General features: G+C 31.9%; 19 protein-coding genes and 1 riboswitch. All 19 genes read right to left on the bottom strand.

Annotated features, from left to right (window positions below):
- Window positions 1-6 precede the first annotated feature (6 nt).
- Entirely contained in the window at window positions 7-1,323 is a 1,317-nt protein-coding gene (fliI, locus tag B5D41_RS06895; RefSeq protein WP_078809890.1) for a flagellar protein export ATPase FliI, read from the bottom strand.
- Window positions 1,316-2,092: a FliH/SctL family protein gene (locus tag B5D41_RS06890; RefSeq protein WP_078809889.1), complete on the bottom strand. Its 777-nt coding sequence runs from the start codon at window positions 2,090-2,092 to the stop codon at window positions 1,316-1,318. Before B5D41_RS06890 ends, fliI begins: the two co-directional genes overlap by 8 nt.
- Window positions 2,085-3,095, bottom strand: a complete 1,011-nt coding sequence (gene fliG, locus B5D41_RS06885) for a flagellar motor switch protein FliG (protein WP_078809888.1) — start codon at window positions 3,093-3,095, stop codon at window positions 2,085-2,087. Before fliG ends, B5D41_RS06890 begins: the two co-directional genes overlap by 8 nt.
- A 22-nt stretch (window positions 3,096-3,117) precedes the next feature.
- Complete coding sequence (fliF, locus tag B5D41_RS06880) at window positions 3,118-4,671, bottom strand: flagellar basal-body MS-ring/collar protein FliF (RefSeq protein WP_078809887.1); 1,554 nt, start codon at window positions 4,669-4,671, stop codon at window positions 3,118-3,120.
- 28 nt (window positions 4,672-4,699) lie between these two features.
- Entirely contained in the window at window positions 4,700-4,996 is a 297-nt protein-coding gene (gene fliE / locus B5D41_RS06875) for a flagellar hook-basal body complex protein FliE (RefSeq protein ID WP_078809886.1), read from the bottom strand.
- A 17-nt stretch (window positions 4,997-5,013) separates the two neighbouring features.
- A complete protein-coding gene (flgC, locus tag B5D41_RS06870; protein WP_078809885.1) occupies window positions 5,014-5,451 on the bottom strand; it encodes a flagellar basal body rod protein FlgC in 438 nt (145 codons plus the stop codon).
- Between the two features lie 20 nt (window positions 5,452-5,471).
- Complete coding sequence (flgB, locus tag B5D41_RS06865) at window positions 5,472-5,885, bottom strand: flagellar basal body rod protein FlgB (RefSeq protein ID WP_078809884.1); 414 nt, start codon at window positions 5,883-5,885, stop codon at window positions 5,472-5,474.
- A gap of 342 nt (window positions 5,886-6,227) precedes the next feature.
- A riboswitch (cyclic di-GMP riboswitch) is annotated at window positions 6,228-6,317 on the bottom strand.
- Window positions 6,318-6,526: 209 nt separating this feature from the next.
- Window positions 6,527-7,312: a GTP-sensing pleiotropic transcriptional regulator CodY gene (gene codY, locus B5D41_RS06860; protein ID WP_078809883.1), complete on the bottom strand. Its 786-nt coding sequence runs from the start codon at window positions 7,310-7,312 to the stop codon at window positions 6,527-6,529.
- Between the two features lie 206 nt (window positions 7,313-7,518).
- On the bottom strand, window positions 7,519-8,922 hold the full coding sequence (gene hslU, locus B5D41_RS06855; protein WP_078809882.1) for an ATP-dependent protease ATPase subunit HslU: 1,404 nt from the start codon (window positions 8,920-8,922) through the stop codon (window positions 7,519-7,521).
- A 23-nt stretch (window positions 8,923-8,945) separates the two neighbouring features.
- Window positions 8,946-9,473 (bottom strand): ATP-dependent protease subunit HslV, encoded by a 528-nt coding sequence (gene hslV / locus B5D41_RS06850; RefSeq protein ID WP_078809881.1) that lies wholly within the window; start codon window positions 9,471-9,473, stop codon window positions 8,946-8,948.
- A gap of 146 nt (window positions 9,474-9,619) precedes the next feature.
- The gene (topA, locus tag B5D41_RS06845) at window positions 9,620-11,704 is read right to left on the bottom strand and encodes a type I DNA topoisomerase (protein WP_078809880.1); all 2,085 of its coding nucleotides are present in this window, start codon (window positions 11,702-11,704) and stop codon (window positions 9,620-9,622) included.
- Window positions 11,705-11,728: 24 nt separating this feature from the next.
- Complete coding sequence (locus tag B5D41_RS06840; protein ID WP_078809879.1) at window positions 11,729-12,214, bottom strand: DUF494 family protein; 486 nt, start codon at window positions 12,212-12,214, stop codon at window positions 11,729-11,731.
- Between the two features lie 159 nt (window positions 12,215-12,373).
- A complete protein-coding gene (gene dprA, locus B5D41_RS06835) occupies window positions 12,374-13,477 on the bottom strand; it encodes a DNA-processing protein DprA (RefSeq protein WP_078809878.1) in 1,104 nt (367 codons plus the stop codon).
- A 122-nt stretch (window positions 13,478-13,599) separates the two neighbouring features.
- A complete protein-coding gene (locus tag B5D41_RS06830; RefSeq protein ID WP_078809877.1) occupies window positions 13,600-15,129 on the bottom strand; it encodes a YifB family Mg chelatase-like AAA ATPase in 1,530 nt (509 codons plus the stop codon).
- 32 nt (window positions 15,130-15,161) lie between these two features.
- Complete coding sequence (locus B5D41_RS06825; RefSeq protein ID WP_078809876.1) at window positions 15,162-15,530, bottom strand: YraN family protein; 369 nt, start codon at window positions 15,528-15,530, stop codon at window positions 15,162-15,164.
- Between the two features lie 54 nt (window positions 15,531-15,584).
- The gene (locus B5D41_RS06820) at window positions 15,585-16,724 is read right to left on the bottom strand and encodes an LptF/LptG family permease (RefSeq protein WP_159442913.1); all 1,140 of its coding nucleotides are present in this window, start codon (window positions 16,722-16,724) and stop codon (window positions 15,585-15,587) included.
- Between the two features lie 148 nt (window positions 16,725-16,872).
- Window positions 16,873-17,109: a hypothetical protein gene (locus tag B5D41_RS06815; RefSeq protein ID WP_078809874.1), complete on the bottom strand. Its 237-nt coding sequence runs from the start codon at window positions 17,107-17,109 to the stop codon at window positions 16,873-16,875.
- Window positions 17,110-17,114: 5 nt separating this feature from the next.
- Entirely contained in the window at window positions 17,115-18,062 is a 948-nt protein-coding gene (locus B5D41_RS06810; protein ID WP_078809873.1) for a ribonuclease HII, read from the bottom strand.
- A gap of 13 nt (window positions 18,063-18,075) precedes the next feature.
- A complete protein-coding gene (gene ylqF, locus B5D41_RS06805; RefSeq protein WP_078809872.1) occupies window positions 18,076-18,921 on the bottom strand; it encodes a ribosome biogenesis GTPase YlqF in 846 nt (281 codons plus the stop codon).
- Window positions 18,922-18,945 lie beyond the last annotated feature (24 nt).

Below are 18,945 nucleotides of genomic sequence, written 5' to 3'. Positions count from 1 at the left end.
AGGACACTAATTAAATATTGATACCAATCGCTGAACAGTTTCTTGATATTGATCCCTATCTTCAATACCCTGTTGCAAAAAGTCATGTGCTTCGTTTAATTTATTAAGAGCATAATCTAATTGTGTATTAGCTCCCTCTTCATAAGCACCAATGTTAACTAAATCTTTAGATTCTTCATATGTCGCCAATACCTCTCTTAATTGTTTCGCGGCTTCCTTATGTTCTTCCCCAACAATATCATTCATTACACGACTGACACTTTCTAAAACATCAATAGCTGGATAATGATTTTGAGCAGCCAAATCTCGACTTAAAGTAATATGTCCATCTAAAATACCTCTTACAGCATCTGCTATGGGTTCATTCATATCATCACCTTCAACCAAAACTGTATAGAGTCCAGTAATTGTTCCTACTTCATTATTCCCTGCTCTTTCTAATAACTTTGGTAAGATAGCAAAAACCGATGGAGTATAACCTCTTGTTGCTGGAGGTTCTCCTACAGCTAAACCAACTTCTCTTTGAGCCATAGCAAATCTAGTTACCGAATCCATCATTAACATTACATCTTTTCCTTGATCCCGAAAGTACTCTGCAATAGCTGTTGCTACTAAAGCTCCTTTTAATCTAACTAATGCTGGTTGATCTGAAGTAGCTACTACTACTACTGAACGTTTTAAGCCTTCTGGCCCCAAATCTCTTTCAATAAATTCTCTAACTTCTCTTCCTCTTTCTCCAATTAAACCAATTACATTTATATCAGCTGCAGTATTTCGAGCTATCATCCCTAAAAGTGTACTCTTTCCAACACCACTCCCAGCAAAGATACCTAACCTTTGTCCACGGCCACAGGTTAATAACCCATCTATACTCCTAACACCAACTGACAAAGGTTCAGTAATCCGTTTTCTGGTCAAAGGATTTGGTGGAGTATTATGTACCGCATATTCTCGACCTAATTGATTTAACTCTAAATCTGTTAAAGGATTTCCTAATCCATCTAAGACATGTCCTAATAAATCTTCACCGACTTTGACTTTAAGAGAAGTACCCGTAGCCTCTACTCTACAACCCGGCCCAATGCCTTCCATTTCTCCTAAAGGCATTAGTAGTACCTTATTATCTTTAAAGCCGACTACTTCTGCCTGGATTGGCTTAGAACTTGTTTGAGATTTAATCAAACATATTTCACCTAAAGTAACGTTAGGACCTTCAGATTCAATAATCAAACCTACTACTTGTCTTATTTTACCAAAGTTAGTGATCGGCGACATTGAATCCAACTTAGCCGCTAACTTCGTTCCATCTAAAATCTCACTCATTCTTATTCACTTCCAATAATTTATCGGCTATTTTCTCTAATTGAGAGGTAACTGTAGCATCTAACCCACCAAAATCTGCCTCTACTATGCAACCTCCAATCTCTATTTCATCATCCATAATAAATTTAATATTATTTAAATTAGAATTCAAATCTAAGAACCTTTCTTTATATCCTCTAACAACGTCTAAATCACGCAAGTTAACTCTAACAACTACTTCGTCTTCACCATTTAATAACTGTAAAGCATCTTCAATCAAACTATAAATTACGGTTTGATCAGACTTTAATTCCTGCTTAATTATCTTTTTAACGATGGCTATGGTCAATTCTAAAACTTCATTATTCAATTCAGCCAGTTTTTCTTCATAGTCTTGATTCAAGCCAGTTATAGACTGGTTTAATCTATCTATTACAGTCTCAACTTCTTGCCAACCTTTATCCTTAATTTCACTTTTACCTTGAGCTAGTCCTGTCTGATATGCCTCTTCTTTTATCTCTTCTGCCTCTTGCCTAGCTGACTCTTTGATCTGTTCTGATTCTTGCTGAGCATTGGTAATTATCTTTTCTGCTTCTACTTTAGCTTCAGTTAGTATCTTTGATTTTATCTTTGATACTTTATCTGTTTTTTGTTTAGATCTCTCTCTTTGTTCAGAAATATCGTTAGAATTTTTTTGATTATTATCTTCCTGCTTAATTTCTTTGTCCTTATTAAATAATTCAACCGTCTTTTTTTGATTAACCTGGAAAGATTTGATTACATTAGACAATTAACTCATCCTCCCCACCACGATCAATCACAATATCACCCATATCTTCTAACCTTCTAATCTCGGAAACTATTCGCTGTTGAGCTTCTTCTACATCACGAATTCTAACAGGTCCCATGAATTCCATATCTTCTTTTAACATGTCAGCTGCTCGATTGGATAAATTACTGAATATCTTTTCACTTACTTCATCATTAACTGTCTTTAAAGCTAATCCTAAATCCTCCATATCTATTTCTCTTAATACCATCTGAATTGCTTGATCTGTAAGTAAAACTATATCTTCAAATACAAACATTCGCTGCTTAATATCTTCGGCTAATTCTGGATCATCTTCATCTAAGTCCTCTAGAATAGTCTTCTCAGTTCCACGATCTACTAAATTCAAGATATCAACTATTGAATCTAATCCTCCAGCAGAAGAATATTCATTAGTCATTAATGAAGCTAATTTCTGTTCTAAGACTTTTTCAACCTCCTTAATTACTTCTGGAGATGTACGGTCCATAATAGCAATTCTTTTAGCTACTTCGCTTTGTTGTTCTGGTGAAAGTGCTGAAAGAATACTAGATGCTTGTTCAGGATTAAGATAAGCCATAATTAAAGCAATAGTTTGTGGATGCTCATTCTGAATAAAATTTAAAAGCTGAGCTGGATCTGTTTTCCGCAACTGATCAAAAGGTCTCACCTGTAAGGATGCAGTTAAACGATTAATTACACTATCTGCTTGTTGTTTCCCTAAAGCTTTTTCTAATACTTCTTTGGCATAACCAATTCCACCTTGATTTAAATAATCATATGCTACACACATTTGATGGAATTCATCTAAGATATCATCTTTAACATCAGAGGAAACTTTATTTAAATTAGCAATTTCTAAAGTTAATTCTTCAATATCTTCCTCATCTAAATGTTTCATTACTTCTGCGGAAAGATCAGGCCCCATTGAAACTAATAAAACTGCCGCTTTCTTCTTCCCAGATAATTTATTAACCTGTGCCAAGGCCAATTCCCTCCCTTTTAGATCAATCCTCAGTTAACCATGTCTTTAATAACCTAGCTACTTCTTCAGGCTGATTCCTAATTAACTGAGACACTTCATCTTTCATTTCTTTTCTCATCTCTTCTTCTGGAGATAATTCCTCTTTAGTTGCTGCTGCTTCTCCTGTGTCATCATCAACTACTACGTCTAAGCCCGGTTCTTCAACAGATTCAGAATCACTCATAATTCTACGTATGATTAAACCACCAATAATAATTATTAATAAAGTTATAATTCCTGCTATTATCCATTTCTTCTGTCTAGCTGCTTTCTCAGACGCCATTTTTGAATTTATCTCTTTTTCTAAACTTTTATCAAATTTAAAGCTACTAATGGTAATCTGGTCACCACGTGATTGATCGTATCCGACTGTTGCTGCTACAGATTGTCGAATTGAGTCTTTTTCATTCGATGATAAATCTTTATTAACCATAACTGCTACCGAAACTTTTTCTACATCTCCAGCAGCTTGGATATAATTTTCTACTTTCTTATTAATTTCATAATTAGTAGTAACTTCTTTCTGACTATAATTTGATGCTTGATCTTCACTGGATTGATATTGAGGAATATTTGACTCTGTACCAGGTATTCCCTGAGGAGATTCACCATTAGACTGATAATTAACTTTCTTAGATTGCTCACTCCTCACAATTCCTTCATCATCAGTAATAGGTTCATAAATTTCACTCTGAATCTTTCTTTGATCAAAATTAAGTTTAGCATTAACCCTCACAACTACATTATCAGGCCCTAATACCCTAGATAACATGGTATTTAAAGTCATCTGTAAATCATTCTCAAATTCCTCTTCAACCTCTAACTGTTTTGGGTTAAATTCTGTAGTTCCTAGGTTGTCCTTTTTATTAAGTTTAGCAGTTAATAGATTCCCTTTAGTATCTACTACAGTTACATTCTTTGCTGACAACCCTTCTACACTACTAGCAACTAAATTAGTAATCGCTTTCACCTGTTTTAAACCTAAATCTGCATATGGCTTTATTTTAAGTAATACAGACGCCTTAGCCACTTTTGCTTTATCGACATATAAGCTCTCTCTTGGAGCACTAATTTGGACTTTAGCAAACTCAACATCTTGCAACTGCATAATAGTTCTAGTTAATTCTCCAGAAAGTGCTCGATAAAAATTAACTTGTTGCTCAAAATCAGTACTGCCTATGCGAGTTTTATCAAATAATTCAAACCCTACTGTTCCTCCCTTAGGCAAACCTTCACTAGCTAAATTTAGTCTAACTTGATGAACGTCTTTAGCAGGCACTAGAATCCTAGTACCATCATTAGCTAACTTATAATCAATCTGTTTTTCTTTTAATTGATTAGTAATTGCACTAGCATCCTTAACTGTTAAATTATTAAATAAAGTAACATAATTAGGTTGACTAGCCCAATTAGTAAGCAATAATAGAGCAATTATTGACACTACTGCTGAAGAAATAATTATTATCCTAGCTTTAGTGTCTAAACTTTCCCACAATTTTTCTCCTTGCTCTCTAATTTGCATTAAATTTTCAATCATATTCACACCTCAATTTCCCAACAAAATATCAGATCTGCATTCTCATTATATCTTTATATGCTTCTACAACTTTATTTCTTACCTCTAATGTTAAATCCAAAGAAAGTTTAGCCTTTGTAGAAGCAATCATCACTTCATGAATATTATCGGCTTCTCCTACTGCTAATTTTTCAGCCATCAAATCTGCATCTTTCTGTAAATTATTAACTTTATGTAATGAATTGCTAAGCAAATCCTTAAATGATTCCTTGCTCTTTCCTTCACTAACACTGTCAGTTTTATAACTTTGAGCTAACTTATTTAACTGTAGAGTATCTATTTTCATCTATTAAACATCCTCCTTTATCCTTCAATCTTTAAAGCACTTTTAAACATCTTCTTAGAAGCATTTAAAGCTGTAACATTTGCTTCATACGCTCTACTAGCTGAAATCATATTAACCATTTCAGAAGCTATATCTATATTAGGCATCTTAACATATCCTTCTTGATTAGCATCAGGATGATTAGGATTATAGACTAATCTCGGTGGCTTATTACTCTCTTTAATAGAGGTTACTTCTACACCTTGTCCCATTTGTCCCTTATTAGAAGCAACATCAGGTAAACTAAATTTAGCTTGACCTTTAGCTTTGAAAACTGGCGATTTTTTCTTATAAGGCCCACCATCTTCAGTCCTAGTTGTATTTATATTAGCGATATTATTAGAAATTAAATCCATTCTTAACCGTTGAGCTGTCATTCCTGAAGCACTAATGTTCATCCCACCAAATAACCCCATATATTAAATCCTCCTTAATCTTATTTTATCCTATTAATTACATTACCAACTTTCTTAAATTTAGTTGATAACAATTTAGTAACAGATTGATATTTTAATGTGTTTTTAGCTAAAGCTGTCATCTCATAATCTATATCAACATTATTCTTATCATTTCTCATACTAGTATTATTGTCAGATCTAATTTTTGGTGCAAAAGCTTGATGTTTACCATTTATAGAGAAGTGTTCATTATCTGTTCTACTTAAATTAATACTCTGTCTTTTATAATTATATCTAGCTTGTTGTAATTGGGATTCGAAATTTACATCCTTACGTTTGTAATTAGGGGTATCTACATTTGCAATATTATTAGAAATTGCTTGCTTTCTTAGACTTAATCCATCTAGAGCACTACTTAATATTGATGTAGTCTGATCACCTAAAAAGGCCACTATAAATTTACCTCCTTTACTTTTTATCAATAATATTAGTTTTATTTTCAATACTTAACTGAATCATTAATATTCTATTTTATTATAATTTTATTCCCATTTGGTTATCACTTTTTATATTTCTGTCTATTATCCTCTAACTCCTCCTTAAATCATAAAAAAACATAAAATAAACCATATAATCCTATTTCCAGCCTTAACCTTTATTCGACAAAATCAGCATGTTTTCCTGCCTTACTTGAGTAATTTACCTTATTAAGCAAAAAAACTCCTAATCCCTCAAAATCATAAAGGAACTGGAGTTGATTATATTGACAAATATCTGCTATAATTAATTGTTTAGTAGGTAGCCTAGCAATCATAGTATACTTGTATACCATAGACCTAGTAGCTTTGCGTCCCTGCCTTTCGACAAGTTTGCCTTTATCGAGAGATGACATAAATATTCAGTTTTTGAATTTTCTTTACCTATTTTAAATATTCGTTAATTATTAGTTGTTCTCCTTTATTTTTTTTGAGTAATTTGTAAAAAAGACTTAAAAAATAAAACTTTTTATATTTATATAATATATAATTAATAAAACTAAAAAAACTAACCCACAAAAACATTTTTGTGGGTTAGTTTCTAAAGGTTTAATTTTTTAAGTCTTTAATTTTTCTAATTCTTCTAATAGCCTCTCATTTAATATTTTAATATATGTACCTTTCATCCCTAATGAACGTGATTCGATTACTCCAGCACTTTCAAATTTGCGTAATGCATTAACGATTACTGAACGAGTAATTCCTACTCTATCTGCTACTTTACTTGCTACTAATAACCCTTCTATACCATCTAATTCTTCAAAAATATGCTCTATAGCTTCTAATTCAGAATAAGATAATGTTTCTAATGCTACATGAACAGCTGCTTTCTTACGGGCTTCTGCTTCTATCTTATCACTTCTTGATCGTAAAATTTCCATTCCTACAACTGTAGCTCCATATTCTCCTAAGATGAGATCATTAGAAGTAAATTCTTCGTCAAATCTAGCAACAATTAATGTCCCTAATCTCTCACCACCACCATTAATAGGTATGATAGTAGTCAATTTTTGAGTAAACATACATTCTTCATCATCTATTGTAAAGACACATTGGCCATCCTTCTGCTCATAATTAGCCCGAGTTTCATTAATATCTAATATCCACTCATTATAATCTTGTGGAAACCAACCTTCATTTATTACTTCGTCAATCATAAGATCACATTCAAATTTATTAATTAATTGATAACCTAAAATCTTTCCTTTTCTACTAACTACATATATATTGGCCTTAATTGCACTACTTAATACTTTAGCCATTTCTGTAAAATCTACTGGATGTCCTGCAGACTTTTGTAATAGTCTATTAATCTTGCGTGTCTCTTCCAATAATGCTTTCATTATAGTATCCTCCCTTTAAGCTTTTACTTACTTTTTAAGATATTATTTTCAAAATAAATTTTAGATTAGTTTGTACATTTATTATAACCAAAGATATCTGGCTTTACTATTTTTCTATAAAAAATTCCCATAATTTTTAATGAGAAATACTTCACAATTATTTAAAATACATGTATCACATATAATATGCACATGTCAAACATGATTTAAAGTATATACTTACTTAAATCTTTATCTTCTACTACATCATCTAACTTCTCTCTTACATAATCAATACTAATTTCAAAATAATCCTCCGACATATCTGGAGCTTCAAAAGAAATATCTTCTAACAACTTCTCTAAAACAGTATGTAATCTTCGTGCTCCAATATTCTCAGTCTCTTCATTAACTTTAAAAGCTATTCTAGCTAGTTCTTTAATAGCATTTTCAGCAAACTCTATCTCTAGGCCTTCAGTCTTTAATAAAGCTTCATATTGCTTTGTTAACGCATTTTCTGGTTCAGTTAAAATAGCATTAAAGTTCTCTTCTGTTAAACTTTCTAATTCTACTCGAATTGGGAAACGACCTTGCAGTTCAGGAATTAAATCAGTTGGCTTCGAAACATGAAAAGCACCAGCAGCAATAAAGAAAATATAATCAGTCTTAACTGGCCCATACTTAGTCATGATAGTTGAACCTTCAACAATAGGTAAAATGTCTCTTTGTACACCCTCCCTAGAAACCTCTGGGCTAGAATTAGCATTATTACCTGCAATTTTATCAATTTCATCTAAAAAGATGATTCCTGATTCTTCAACTCGCTCAATAGCTTCTGAAGAAACCTCATCCATATCTATTAGTTTCTGTGCTTCTTGTTGTTTTAAAATTTCTCTAGCTTCTTTTATAGTTGCTTTTCTTTCTTTCTTTTGGTTAGGAAGAACCCCACCAAATATATCTTGGAAATTAATTCCCATTTCCTCAACTCCAGAACCGGAAAAAATTTCAATCATCTGAGAATTGTTCTCCTCAACCTCAATTTCAATCATTCTATCCTCAAGTTCACCTGCTCTTAACTCTTCTCTTAATTGTTCACGTCTATTCTTTAATCTCTTTAAATGTTGCTTATCCTCTTCTAATTCTACTTCTTCTTCCTCTTGCGCTCCAAAACTTCCAAATAAAGCTCCTAAAGGATTATTACTACTATCCTTATTAGGCATAGGCAATAATTTATCTAATATCCTATCTTCTACTAATTTTCCTGCTTTATCTTCAACTTCTTTTATCTTTTCTTTCTTTACCATACGAATAGCAGTCTCAACTAAATCACGAATCATAGACTCTACATCACGACCTACATATCCCACTTCTGTAAATTTAGTAACCTCTATTTTAATGAAAGGAGCTTTAGCTAACTTTGCTAACCTTCTAGCAATCTCAGTCTTTCCAACTCCAGTCGGACCCATCATCAAAATGTTTTTTGGCATAATTTCTTCTCTAAAATCATCGGGAAGCTGCCGTCTACGATATCTATTCCTTAAAGCTACTGCTACTGACTTTTTGGCTTCATTCTGACCAATAATATATTTGTCTAACTCCTTTACTATCCTTTTAGGAGTTAATTTTTTCATTAAAATCTAACCCCCTTTAAAGACTAAACTTCCTCTACAGTAATTTGATCATTGGTATAGATACAAATATCCGAAGCAATACTTAAAGCTTCTTTAACAATCTCTGTCAATTCTAATTCGGAATATTTCATCAATGCTTTAGCAGCTGCTAAAGCATATGACCCTCCTGAACCTATAGCAATAATGTCATCATCTGGCTCTATTACATCTCCAGTACCAGAAATGACCAATAAATGTTCTTCATTAGCAACAATTAGTAAAGCTTCTAACTTCCTTAAAATTTTATCTGTTCGCCACTCTTTAGCTAATTCTACTGCAGCTCTTTGTAAATTACCATGAAACTCTTCAATTTTGGCTTCAAATTTTTCAAATAAAGTGAATCCATCAGCAGCAGAACCAGCAAAACCTACTAATACTTTATCATCATATAACCTTCTAATTTTTTTAGCTCCATGTTTCATTACAGTATGCTGCATAGTAACCTGCCCATCACCGGCAATTGCTACTTTATTATCTTTCTTTACAGCAATTACTGTTGTAGCCTCGAACATCTAATTCCTCCTCTCCAACTCTAATCTATCTCAAATTTACTTAACACTTATTCGCTTGATAATATATATTATCATATACTTAAACTTTATGCAAGACTGCTAATAAATTGCTAGATTATTAAATATTATTTAATAAAAAGAGAGTTCTAATCATTTTCTAAATCTTCGGGAGTAGTTTTAAAATCACACTCTTTATTAGCACATAAATACTCAGTTCCTCGTTTCTTAGTTGTCTTTTCCATTAAAAATGCATCACAATCAGGACATTCATGTTCTGTTGGCTTATTCCAAATCATGAACTCACAATCTGGATAATTACTGCAACCATAAAAAGTCCTACCTTTTTTACTCTTTCTTTGTACCATTTCTCCTTCTTCACACTCTAAACAATCCACTCCTGTCTTAATCAAATAAGGTTTAGTATTTTTACAATCTGGGAATCCAGGGCAAGCTAAAAACTTCCCATACCTTCCATGTTTAACTATCATGTTTTTACCACATTCTTCACACACTTCATCGGTTACTTCTTCTTCTAGTTGAACTTTTTCCATATCATCATAGGCTATATCTAATTTTTCTGCAAATGGGAAATAAAAATCTTTTAAAACTTTCTTCCAACTTACCTTCCCAGTTACAATGCTATCTAATTCTTCTTCCAAATTAGCTGTAAATTCAGTATCTGTTACATCAGGGAAATGTTCACTTAAGAGTTGATTAACTATTTTACCTAAATCTGTTGGTTCAAACCTCTTACCTTCTTTTTGAACATAACCTCGATTTTGAATAGTACCAACTATTGGAGCATAAGTACTTGGACGACCAATACCTTTCTCTTCTAAAGTCTTAACTAACTTGGCTTCAGTATACCTAGCTGGCGGTTTAGTAAAGTGTTGGTCTGGATTTAACTTAACTAACTTAACTTCTTCACCTTCTTTTAATTCCGGTAATTCTGTGTCCTCTTTACTACTTTTAAATGTATCAACTGCTAGAAAACCTTTAAATAAAGTCTGTGACCCTTTAGCTCTAAATAAATACTTTCCAGCTTGAATATCAACACTTAAAGTTTTATAAATAGCTGGATTCATTTGACTAGCAACAAATCTTTCCCAAAGCATTTTATAAAGTCGGTATTGATCATTATTTAAATATTTTTTTACTTTTTTAGGCTCTCTTAAGACCGAAGTCGGTCTAATAGCTTCATGAGCATCCTGTGCTCCAGATTTAGTCTTATATTTCTTTGGAGTTTTTGGGCAATATTTATCACCATAATTCTTCTTAATATAACCTCTAGCTTCTTTTTGAGCTTCTTTAGAAATTCGTGTAGAATCAGTTCTAATATAGGTGATTAATCCTATAGTACCTTCTGCACCTATATCTAAACCTTCATATAGTTGTTGAGCTATATACATAGTCTTCTTAGCACTAAAATTCAGACTATTAGCTGCTTTCTGCTGTAAACTACTTGTAGTAAAAGGTGGTGAAGGATTTCTTCTTCTCTTTCTTTCTTTTAATTCTTTAATATTAAATTGATTCTGCTTTATTTCTGAAACTGCTTGATTAACTTCTTTTTCATTTTTTATTTTAAATTTATTATTATTAATCCGATGCAATTTTGCTTCAAAAGGCTGATTCTCACTCTCTAAATTTACATCTATTGTCCAATATTCCTCTGGTTCAAATGCTTCTATCTCTTCTTCACGCTCACATATAATCTTAACTGCCACTGATTGTACTCGCCCAGCACTCAGTCCTCTTCTCACCTTTTTCCACAACAATGGACTTAATTTATAACCTACTAATCTATCTAATAGTCTTCTAGCTTGCTGAGCATCTACTCGATTTTGATCTATTTGTCTTGGATCTTTAATGGCATTTTTGATAGCTTGTTTAGTGATTTCATTAAATTCAATTCGGCATTTAGAAGTATCATCTAATTTTAAAGCTCTACTTAAATGCCAAGAAATTGCTTCTCCTTCTCTATCAGGGTCAGTTGCCAAGAAGACATTATCACTCTTCTTAGTTGCTTTACGTAACTTCTTTAAAACATCACCTTTCCCTCGAATAGTTATATACTTAGGTTCAAAGTTTTCTTCTACATTAACTCCCAATTGACTCTTAGGTAAGTCAATCACATGCCCCATAGATGCTTCTACTTTAAAAGATTTACCTAAGAACTTACTAATAGTTTTTGCCTTTGCTGGGGATTCCACAATTACTAAATTTTTAGCCATACTCCCACCTCCAAAACTAACTATTTAATTAATATATCGTTTATGTTCTTCATTAATCGATTTAAACTCTGGAGAATTTTCAATTATCAATGATAATCTAGCTGGATTATTAATAACCTTTTGTAATACTTTCCAGAAATGTTTCAAACCAATCTCTGATTCTCTAAAGTGTAACGATTTTTCTAAAATATTTTCTACCTCAGTATTACTAATTAAACTTAAAGCTGATAATCTAATCAAAGCCCCTTGTACTGGTAAAGATAATTTAAACTTTTCTTTAAAATCTAATACCCTTCGAGCATCATCAAATTTTAATTCATCTTCGCTTTCTTTCTCAGCAGAAGACATACTAGAAGTAAAGATTAACTCAAATGCCATATCTATGTCATCAACTTCATAGCCCTGATCGATTAAATTTTTAATTAATTTTTTCTCATTTTCAACTATATTTTCATTATGCATAATCCTTTTTACTAAATAGCTTACGATTTCAATTACATTTTCATTCATTAGAAGCCTAGTAATAGCTAAAAATCAGCTATTCTAGTCCCTCCTTTCTATTTTGAGATGCTTTTAACTCTAAATTTAAGCATAAATTTATTCCCATACTTATTATATTATATGAGTTTCTAGTTTATTTGTAAAATAGATTATGCTAATTCTTTATTATTAATCATTTAAAACAAATCTATTACCTGCAAGCTGCGTAATTAACCCTTTCACCTCTAATTTTAATAAAGTTGAGTTTAATTGTCCAGCAGATATGTCAATCATTTTTAAGATTTCATTAAATTCCTGCGACGTAGAACTTATTTTATTATATACTTTAGACTCTAAATCCGATAATTCAATATCCACCTCTTTCTTCTTAAGACTATCTTCTACCCCAATTAGTTCAAGCCAATCTTCTAAAGGTAATTCTGATATAATATCATCTATCTCTTGTATTAACTTTGCACCTTTCTGGATTAAATTATTAGTTCCAAAACTTTGTTTTTTAGTAATATCACCTGGAATGGCAAATACTTCCCTTCCTTGATTTAAAGCATAATTAGCTGTAATTAAAGAACCACTTTTCTTGGTAGCTTCTACTACTATAGTTCCCAAAGTTAAACCACTAATAATCCTATTTCTTTTAGGAAAATTACCACCATGAGGTGGTGTAGCTAAAGGAAATGAAGAAATAACTGCTCCTTGTTGAGTAATATTAGACATCAACTCCTCATTCTCTGGTGGATAAATAACATCAAGTCCAGAACCTAAAACTGCCATAGTTCTTCCTGCCTCTAATGCTCCTTGATGACTAACAGTATCTATTCCTCTGGCTAATCCACTAACTATAGTAAAACCTCGTTTAGCAAGAACCTTAGCCAACCTTTTTGCTATCTTTTGACCATAATTAGTACATTTTCGAGAACCTACAATCGATAAACTGATTATATCTTCTAATTTTATGTCCCCTTTATAGAATAATACTGGAGGTGGATCATGAATATTCTTAAGTAAATAAGGATATTCCTCATCATTTAATGTTAAATAATTAATTTGGTGATTCTTTAACCTCTGCACTTCAAAATTCAAATCAATACTCTCTCTGTCTTTAATTATCTGTTGACTTCTCTTTTTACCAATTAATGGTACTTGACAAAGTTTCTGTTGACTTGCCATCCATATATCCTTTGCATCTCCAAAATACTCTAATAAATTTTTAATCAACTTAGGTCCTAAGTTATGCAATTTAATTAAACCTAGCCAATATTTACGATTATTCATAATAGATTATCACCATTTATAATTTATTAATATAAGTTATTAATAAAACTTATATATATACTCTTCATTCTATAGTTGTCTGAAAATTCCTGCATTTGTTTCATTACTTTTGATTTCTATCATCAATTTGCGAAAAATTTTCTATCTAAATCTCTATATTGAACTGCTTCAGCTATATACTCTTCTTGTATTTTGTTAGCTCCTGCTAAATCAGCTATAGTTCGGCTTAATTTTAAAATACGATCATAAGCTCTAGCACTTAAATTTAACCTCTTTATAGCTGTCTTTAATAATTCTTTGCCTTCTATAGTCAATTCACAATATTCTTCTAGCAACCTACCATTCATTTCAGAATTACAATTAATCTCTTCATCTTTAAATCTTTTATATTGAATTTGACGTGCTTTATTAACCCGTGCTCTAATCTGAGCTGAACTTTCACCATCAGGTGAGCTTGAAATAACCTCTGCTTCTAATCTTGGTACTTCAATATGTATATCTATCCTATCTAATAATGGGCCTGAAACTTTATTTAAATATCGTTCCACCTCATAATGACTACAACTACAATTCTGCTTTGAATCTCCATGGAATCCACACGGACACGGATTCATAGCAGCAATTAACATAATATTTGCTGGATAAGTCAAAGTAGTTAGTGAACGAGAAATCGTTACTTCTCTTTCTTCCAATGGCTGTCTAAGAACTTCTAATACATTACGATTAAACTCCGGCAGTTCATCTAAAAATAATACTCCATAATGAGCTAGACTAACTTCTCCTGGTTGAGGAATCCTACCTCCACCAATCATTCCAGCATTAGACGTAGTATGATGAGGACTTCTAAAAGGACGTGTAGTAATTAAAGGTTCATCAGTAGGTAATAAACCTAAGATACTATATATTTTCGTTAATTCAACTGCTTCATCTAAAGATAAATCTGGTAAGATAGTAGGTAATCTTCTGGATAACATGGTTTTGCCGGAACCAGGAGGTCCAATCATAATTACATTATGTCCACCAGCTGCAGCTATCTCTAAAGCGCGCTTAGCTGCTTGTTGCCCCTTTACTTCAGCAAAATCCACTTTATAATCTGATGTTAGATTTAACTTATAATCTACTTCTACTGCATTTTCAAGCATTCTTGTATTTAGAAAATCGACTGTTTCTAATAAAGAGTTAACTGGTATAATTTCAATCCCTTCCACTACTGCTGCCTCTGAAGCATTAATAGCAGGTAAAATCATACCCTTCTTGCCTTCAGTTTTAGCTTGAATAGCCATTGGCAAAGCACCATTAATCCTTCTTAAATCACCGGTTAAGGATAATTCTCCAACTACTAAGTAATCATCTAAATCTTGTGAATCTATTAACCCTTGAGCTGCTAAAATCCCAATAGCTATAGGCAAATCATAAGCAGCTCCCTCTTTTTTTATATCAGCTGGGGCTAAATTAACAGTTATCCTCTTAACCGGAAATTGAAAACCAGTATTTTTAATCGCAGCCCTAACACGTTCTCTAGATTCTTTAACAGCTGCATCTGGTAATCCAACTAAATTAAAACTAGGTAAACCCTGTGCTAAATCTATTTCCACATCAACTAAATAGGCCTCTATCCCTAATACTGCACTACTTTTTACTTTAGAAATCATCTATATCCCTCTCTTAATAAGAAAATTTATGGTTAAACAACAGAGAATGCATTCCTTAAGTGAGATAATTGATAATCATCATCTCCCTGATATAAGATAGCTATTACATCAAAACGAAAATCAACATTTAAATCTGGATTCTGACTAATATAATAACGAGCAACCTGTTGAATCTTTTGCTGTTTACGGAAATCAACCTCTTCTTGTGGTAGACCAAAGTTTTGATTCTGTTTAGCCTTAACTTCTACAAAGATAAAATAATTATCTTTATATGCTATAATATCTATCTCCCCCAACCTACAACGATAATTCTGCTCTATAATTTGATATTCTTTCTTTAATAGATATTTACTGGCTAATTTTTCTCCTAATCTTCCTAATTCTTGCTTGCTAAGCATCATTTTTCACCTCTATATGTTATAACATTCTATATAATACATTATTTTCCTGGAAGATTATGAAGAAAATAAGTTGAATTTAGATAATAATTTATAAAATTCTTCTTTCCAAATTAACAATATTAATCCTATTAATCCAAAGATAATATTTGGTAGCCATGCAGCCATTAAAGTTGGTAAGAATTCATTTCTACCTAATGAACGAACCAATGATAAAGTAATATAATATAAAAACATTATGATAACAGTTAATACAGTATTTAAAGCTCGATTACTTTTAGTGATTAAGCTTAATGGAGTACCAATTAAAATAAAAATGAGAGCGATAAATGGTTTAGCTAACTTTAAATGATAATCTACTAATAACGAATCCACTTGCAAACCACTATCCTTCAATATATTAATTTCTTTCTTTAATTCAGCCCGGTTCATCTCTGATGGAGTTTTTTGGTCTGTAAAGCTATTATCCATTTGATTAGACTGAACTATTTTTATATCCATTCTATTAAATTCTCTTTCTGACACTGAATGACCATTTTTATTATATATATGAATAATACCATTCCTTAACTGCCAACCAGTCTTAGTTATAGTACCAGTCTCTGCTGTAATCATTTTAGGATAAATCTTTGTACTAGCATAATCTAAGATAACTATTTTCTTTAAAATTGAACTATGTTTGCTATAATGCTTAACATAAAAAAGCCTGTTATCATTAGGGCCCTTAAAAAAGACATTATCTTTAATCTCTGGTACAGTTGTCTCCAAAATAGATTGTTGAATAATATTTTCAGCTCTACGATTAGACCAGGGAACTATTTGTTCATTAAAATAATAAGTCATTATACTAATCAAAATCCCTAAGATAAGCAAAGGCACAATGAAACGATAAAGACTAACCCCACCCATTCTTATGGCGACAAACTCATTATCACTACTTAACCTCCCCATTCCCACCATAACTGCAAATAATATAGCAATAGGAAAAGTTTGAACAACAGTTTCCGGCAATTTATAATATAATAACTTTAAAACTACTATTTTGGAGACATCTTCCACTACAATCATATCAGCTAATTGAAATAAAAAATTACTTAACATAATTACCACAATGACTGCTACTCCAGCTATAAATAAACCAAAAAACTCCTTCATTATGTATCTATCAATAATCTTTATAGATAAGTATTTTTTCATAAGATTTGAATGAAACCTCTCTTTCATTAAGTATAAATATAAATTACAATTCAATTGATTAAAACTTCAATAAACTATTTTAATCTCCTTGTTTATTATAAAACTAAACAAAAAAGCTATATCCATTCCCTACAGAATAGATATAACCTCAGACTCGTACATCAATTGAATTTTTTCCAATTCCTTTACGAATATCTCGATCTAACACTTTCAAAACAACAGTATTCTTATATGTACCTTTAACCTCAACTCTTACTTTCTCTTCTACCTCTAAATCAGTTAAAACTTTAGCTTCTAAAGCATAATTACCAAAATTAATTACCGCTGTCTTCTCCTTAACCTCCAAGACAATCCCAGTTAAAACATCTCCAGTTTTTAATCGCATCTATCTCACCCTATTTTTCTCTTCTGCTTTATAAATATATTACGCAGCTCATCTAACTCAATTTGAGATAAGATCTTTTCACATTCTTTAATAGTATTAGCAATGACTTCTATCTCTTCTATAGACTTTGCTTTCTCTAAGCCTTCTTTGAACAAATAATAATCTTCTCCTAAAGCAGCTTCTCTTACTTTACTAAATGTATATCTATGTATCTTACAAGGTCCATGTTCATTTAAAGCAGCAATATGTTCTGCTGTACCATAACCTTTATGTCCTGCAAACCCATATTCTGGATATTCTTGGTCATACTCCACTAACATTCTATCTCGAGTTACCTTAGCAAGAATTGAAGCTGCTGCTATGGAAATACTTCTAGCATCACCATCAATGATCTTTTTCTGATCAATATCTAAATTAGGAATCTCTTCTCCATCAACTAATAAATAATCAGGAGTTTTCTCTAATTTAGCAATTGCCTGCTTCATAGCTTCATAATTTGCATTTAAAATATTAATTTCATCTATCCGATTAGAATCAATAATACCTACTCCATAATCTATAGCTTCCTCTTTAATAATATCGAATAATTCTTCTCTCTTTGATTCAGATAACTGCTTAGAATCATTTAGTCCAGGAATATATATTTTCTTAGGTAAAATAACAACTGACGCAGCTACTGGACCAGCCAGTGGACCTCTTCCTGCTTCATCGATTCCACCAATTAATTTATATCCTTTAGCATAACAACTATTTTCAATCTCCTGCATCTTATGAAATCTAATTCTTTCTTCACTAGCTCGTTGCTTTTTCCGACGATATTGCTTAGCTAGTTTTTGAACCCCTTTTCTAGAATCAGATTCTAACTCCATAATTAGCTCTTCAGAGACAGCTTCTAACTCCATCTCTTTTAATTCAGATTTAATTTCTTTAATTGATAGTTCTTCTAATTCCATTTTAAAACCTCACTTAAGATTGACTAGGAATTTCTAAACTGATCCGTCCTAAGTCTCCTTTTCTAAACTCATACAAGATTATATCTGCAGTTCTTTCTCTATCTACTTTACCACCTGACATCAAACAACCCCTCTTGCGACCTATATCTTCCATTAACTCTAAAGTGTCAGCACTAACATAATCCAGATTGAACCTCTCTTGAAGAGTATCAGGGATAACATCTTTCAAAAATTTTAATAATTTGTAAGCAACTGTTTCATTATCATAAATATCTGATTTAATAGCACCAGTAGCTGCTAATCTAAAAGCCACTTCTTCACTTTCAAACTTAGGCCATAGAATCCCAGGAGTATCTAATAACTCAAATCCCTTTTTAATTTTAACCCATTGTTGTCCCCGGGTTACTCCTGGACGGTCTCCAGTTCGAGTACTACCTCGATTGCATAATTGATTAATTAATTGAGACTTCCCAACATTAGGAACCCCTACAATCATTAAACGAATATTTCGCTTCTTTCTACCTTTTCTAACTAATTTATTTAACTTATCAGCCATTAAGTTCTTAGCATGATTAGTAATTAAATTAATTCGTTGACCATTTAATGAATTAACAGCTATAGCAGGATCCTCTTGAGCTAATTTCTTCTTCCAAGCTTTAGTAATTGCTTTATCAGCTAAATCCATTTTATTAAGAACAATAATCCTTTTTTTATCTTGTAAAATTTCATCAATATTTGGATTTCTACTACTTACTGGAATACGAGCATCTAATAATTCAACTACTACATCTATTAATTGTAATCTTTCCTGCAATTTTTTCTTTGCCTTAGCCATATGTCCTGGGTACCAATTAATCATGGTCTCACCTACTTTATATATTAT

Source organism: Selenihalanaerobacter shriftii, from assembly GCF_900167185.1.
Classification (GTDB): Bacteria; Bacillota; Halanaerobiia; order Halobacteroidales; family Acetohalobiaceae; genus Selenihalanaerobacter; species Selenihalanaerobacter shriftii.
The sequence above is the reverse complement of the archived record's forward strand: the minus strand, read 5'-3'. Positions and strand labels throughout refer to the sequence as shown.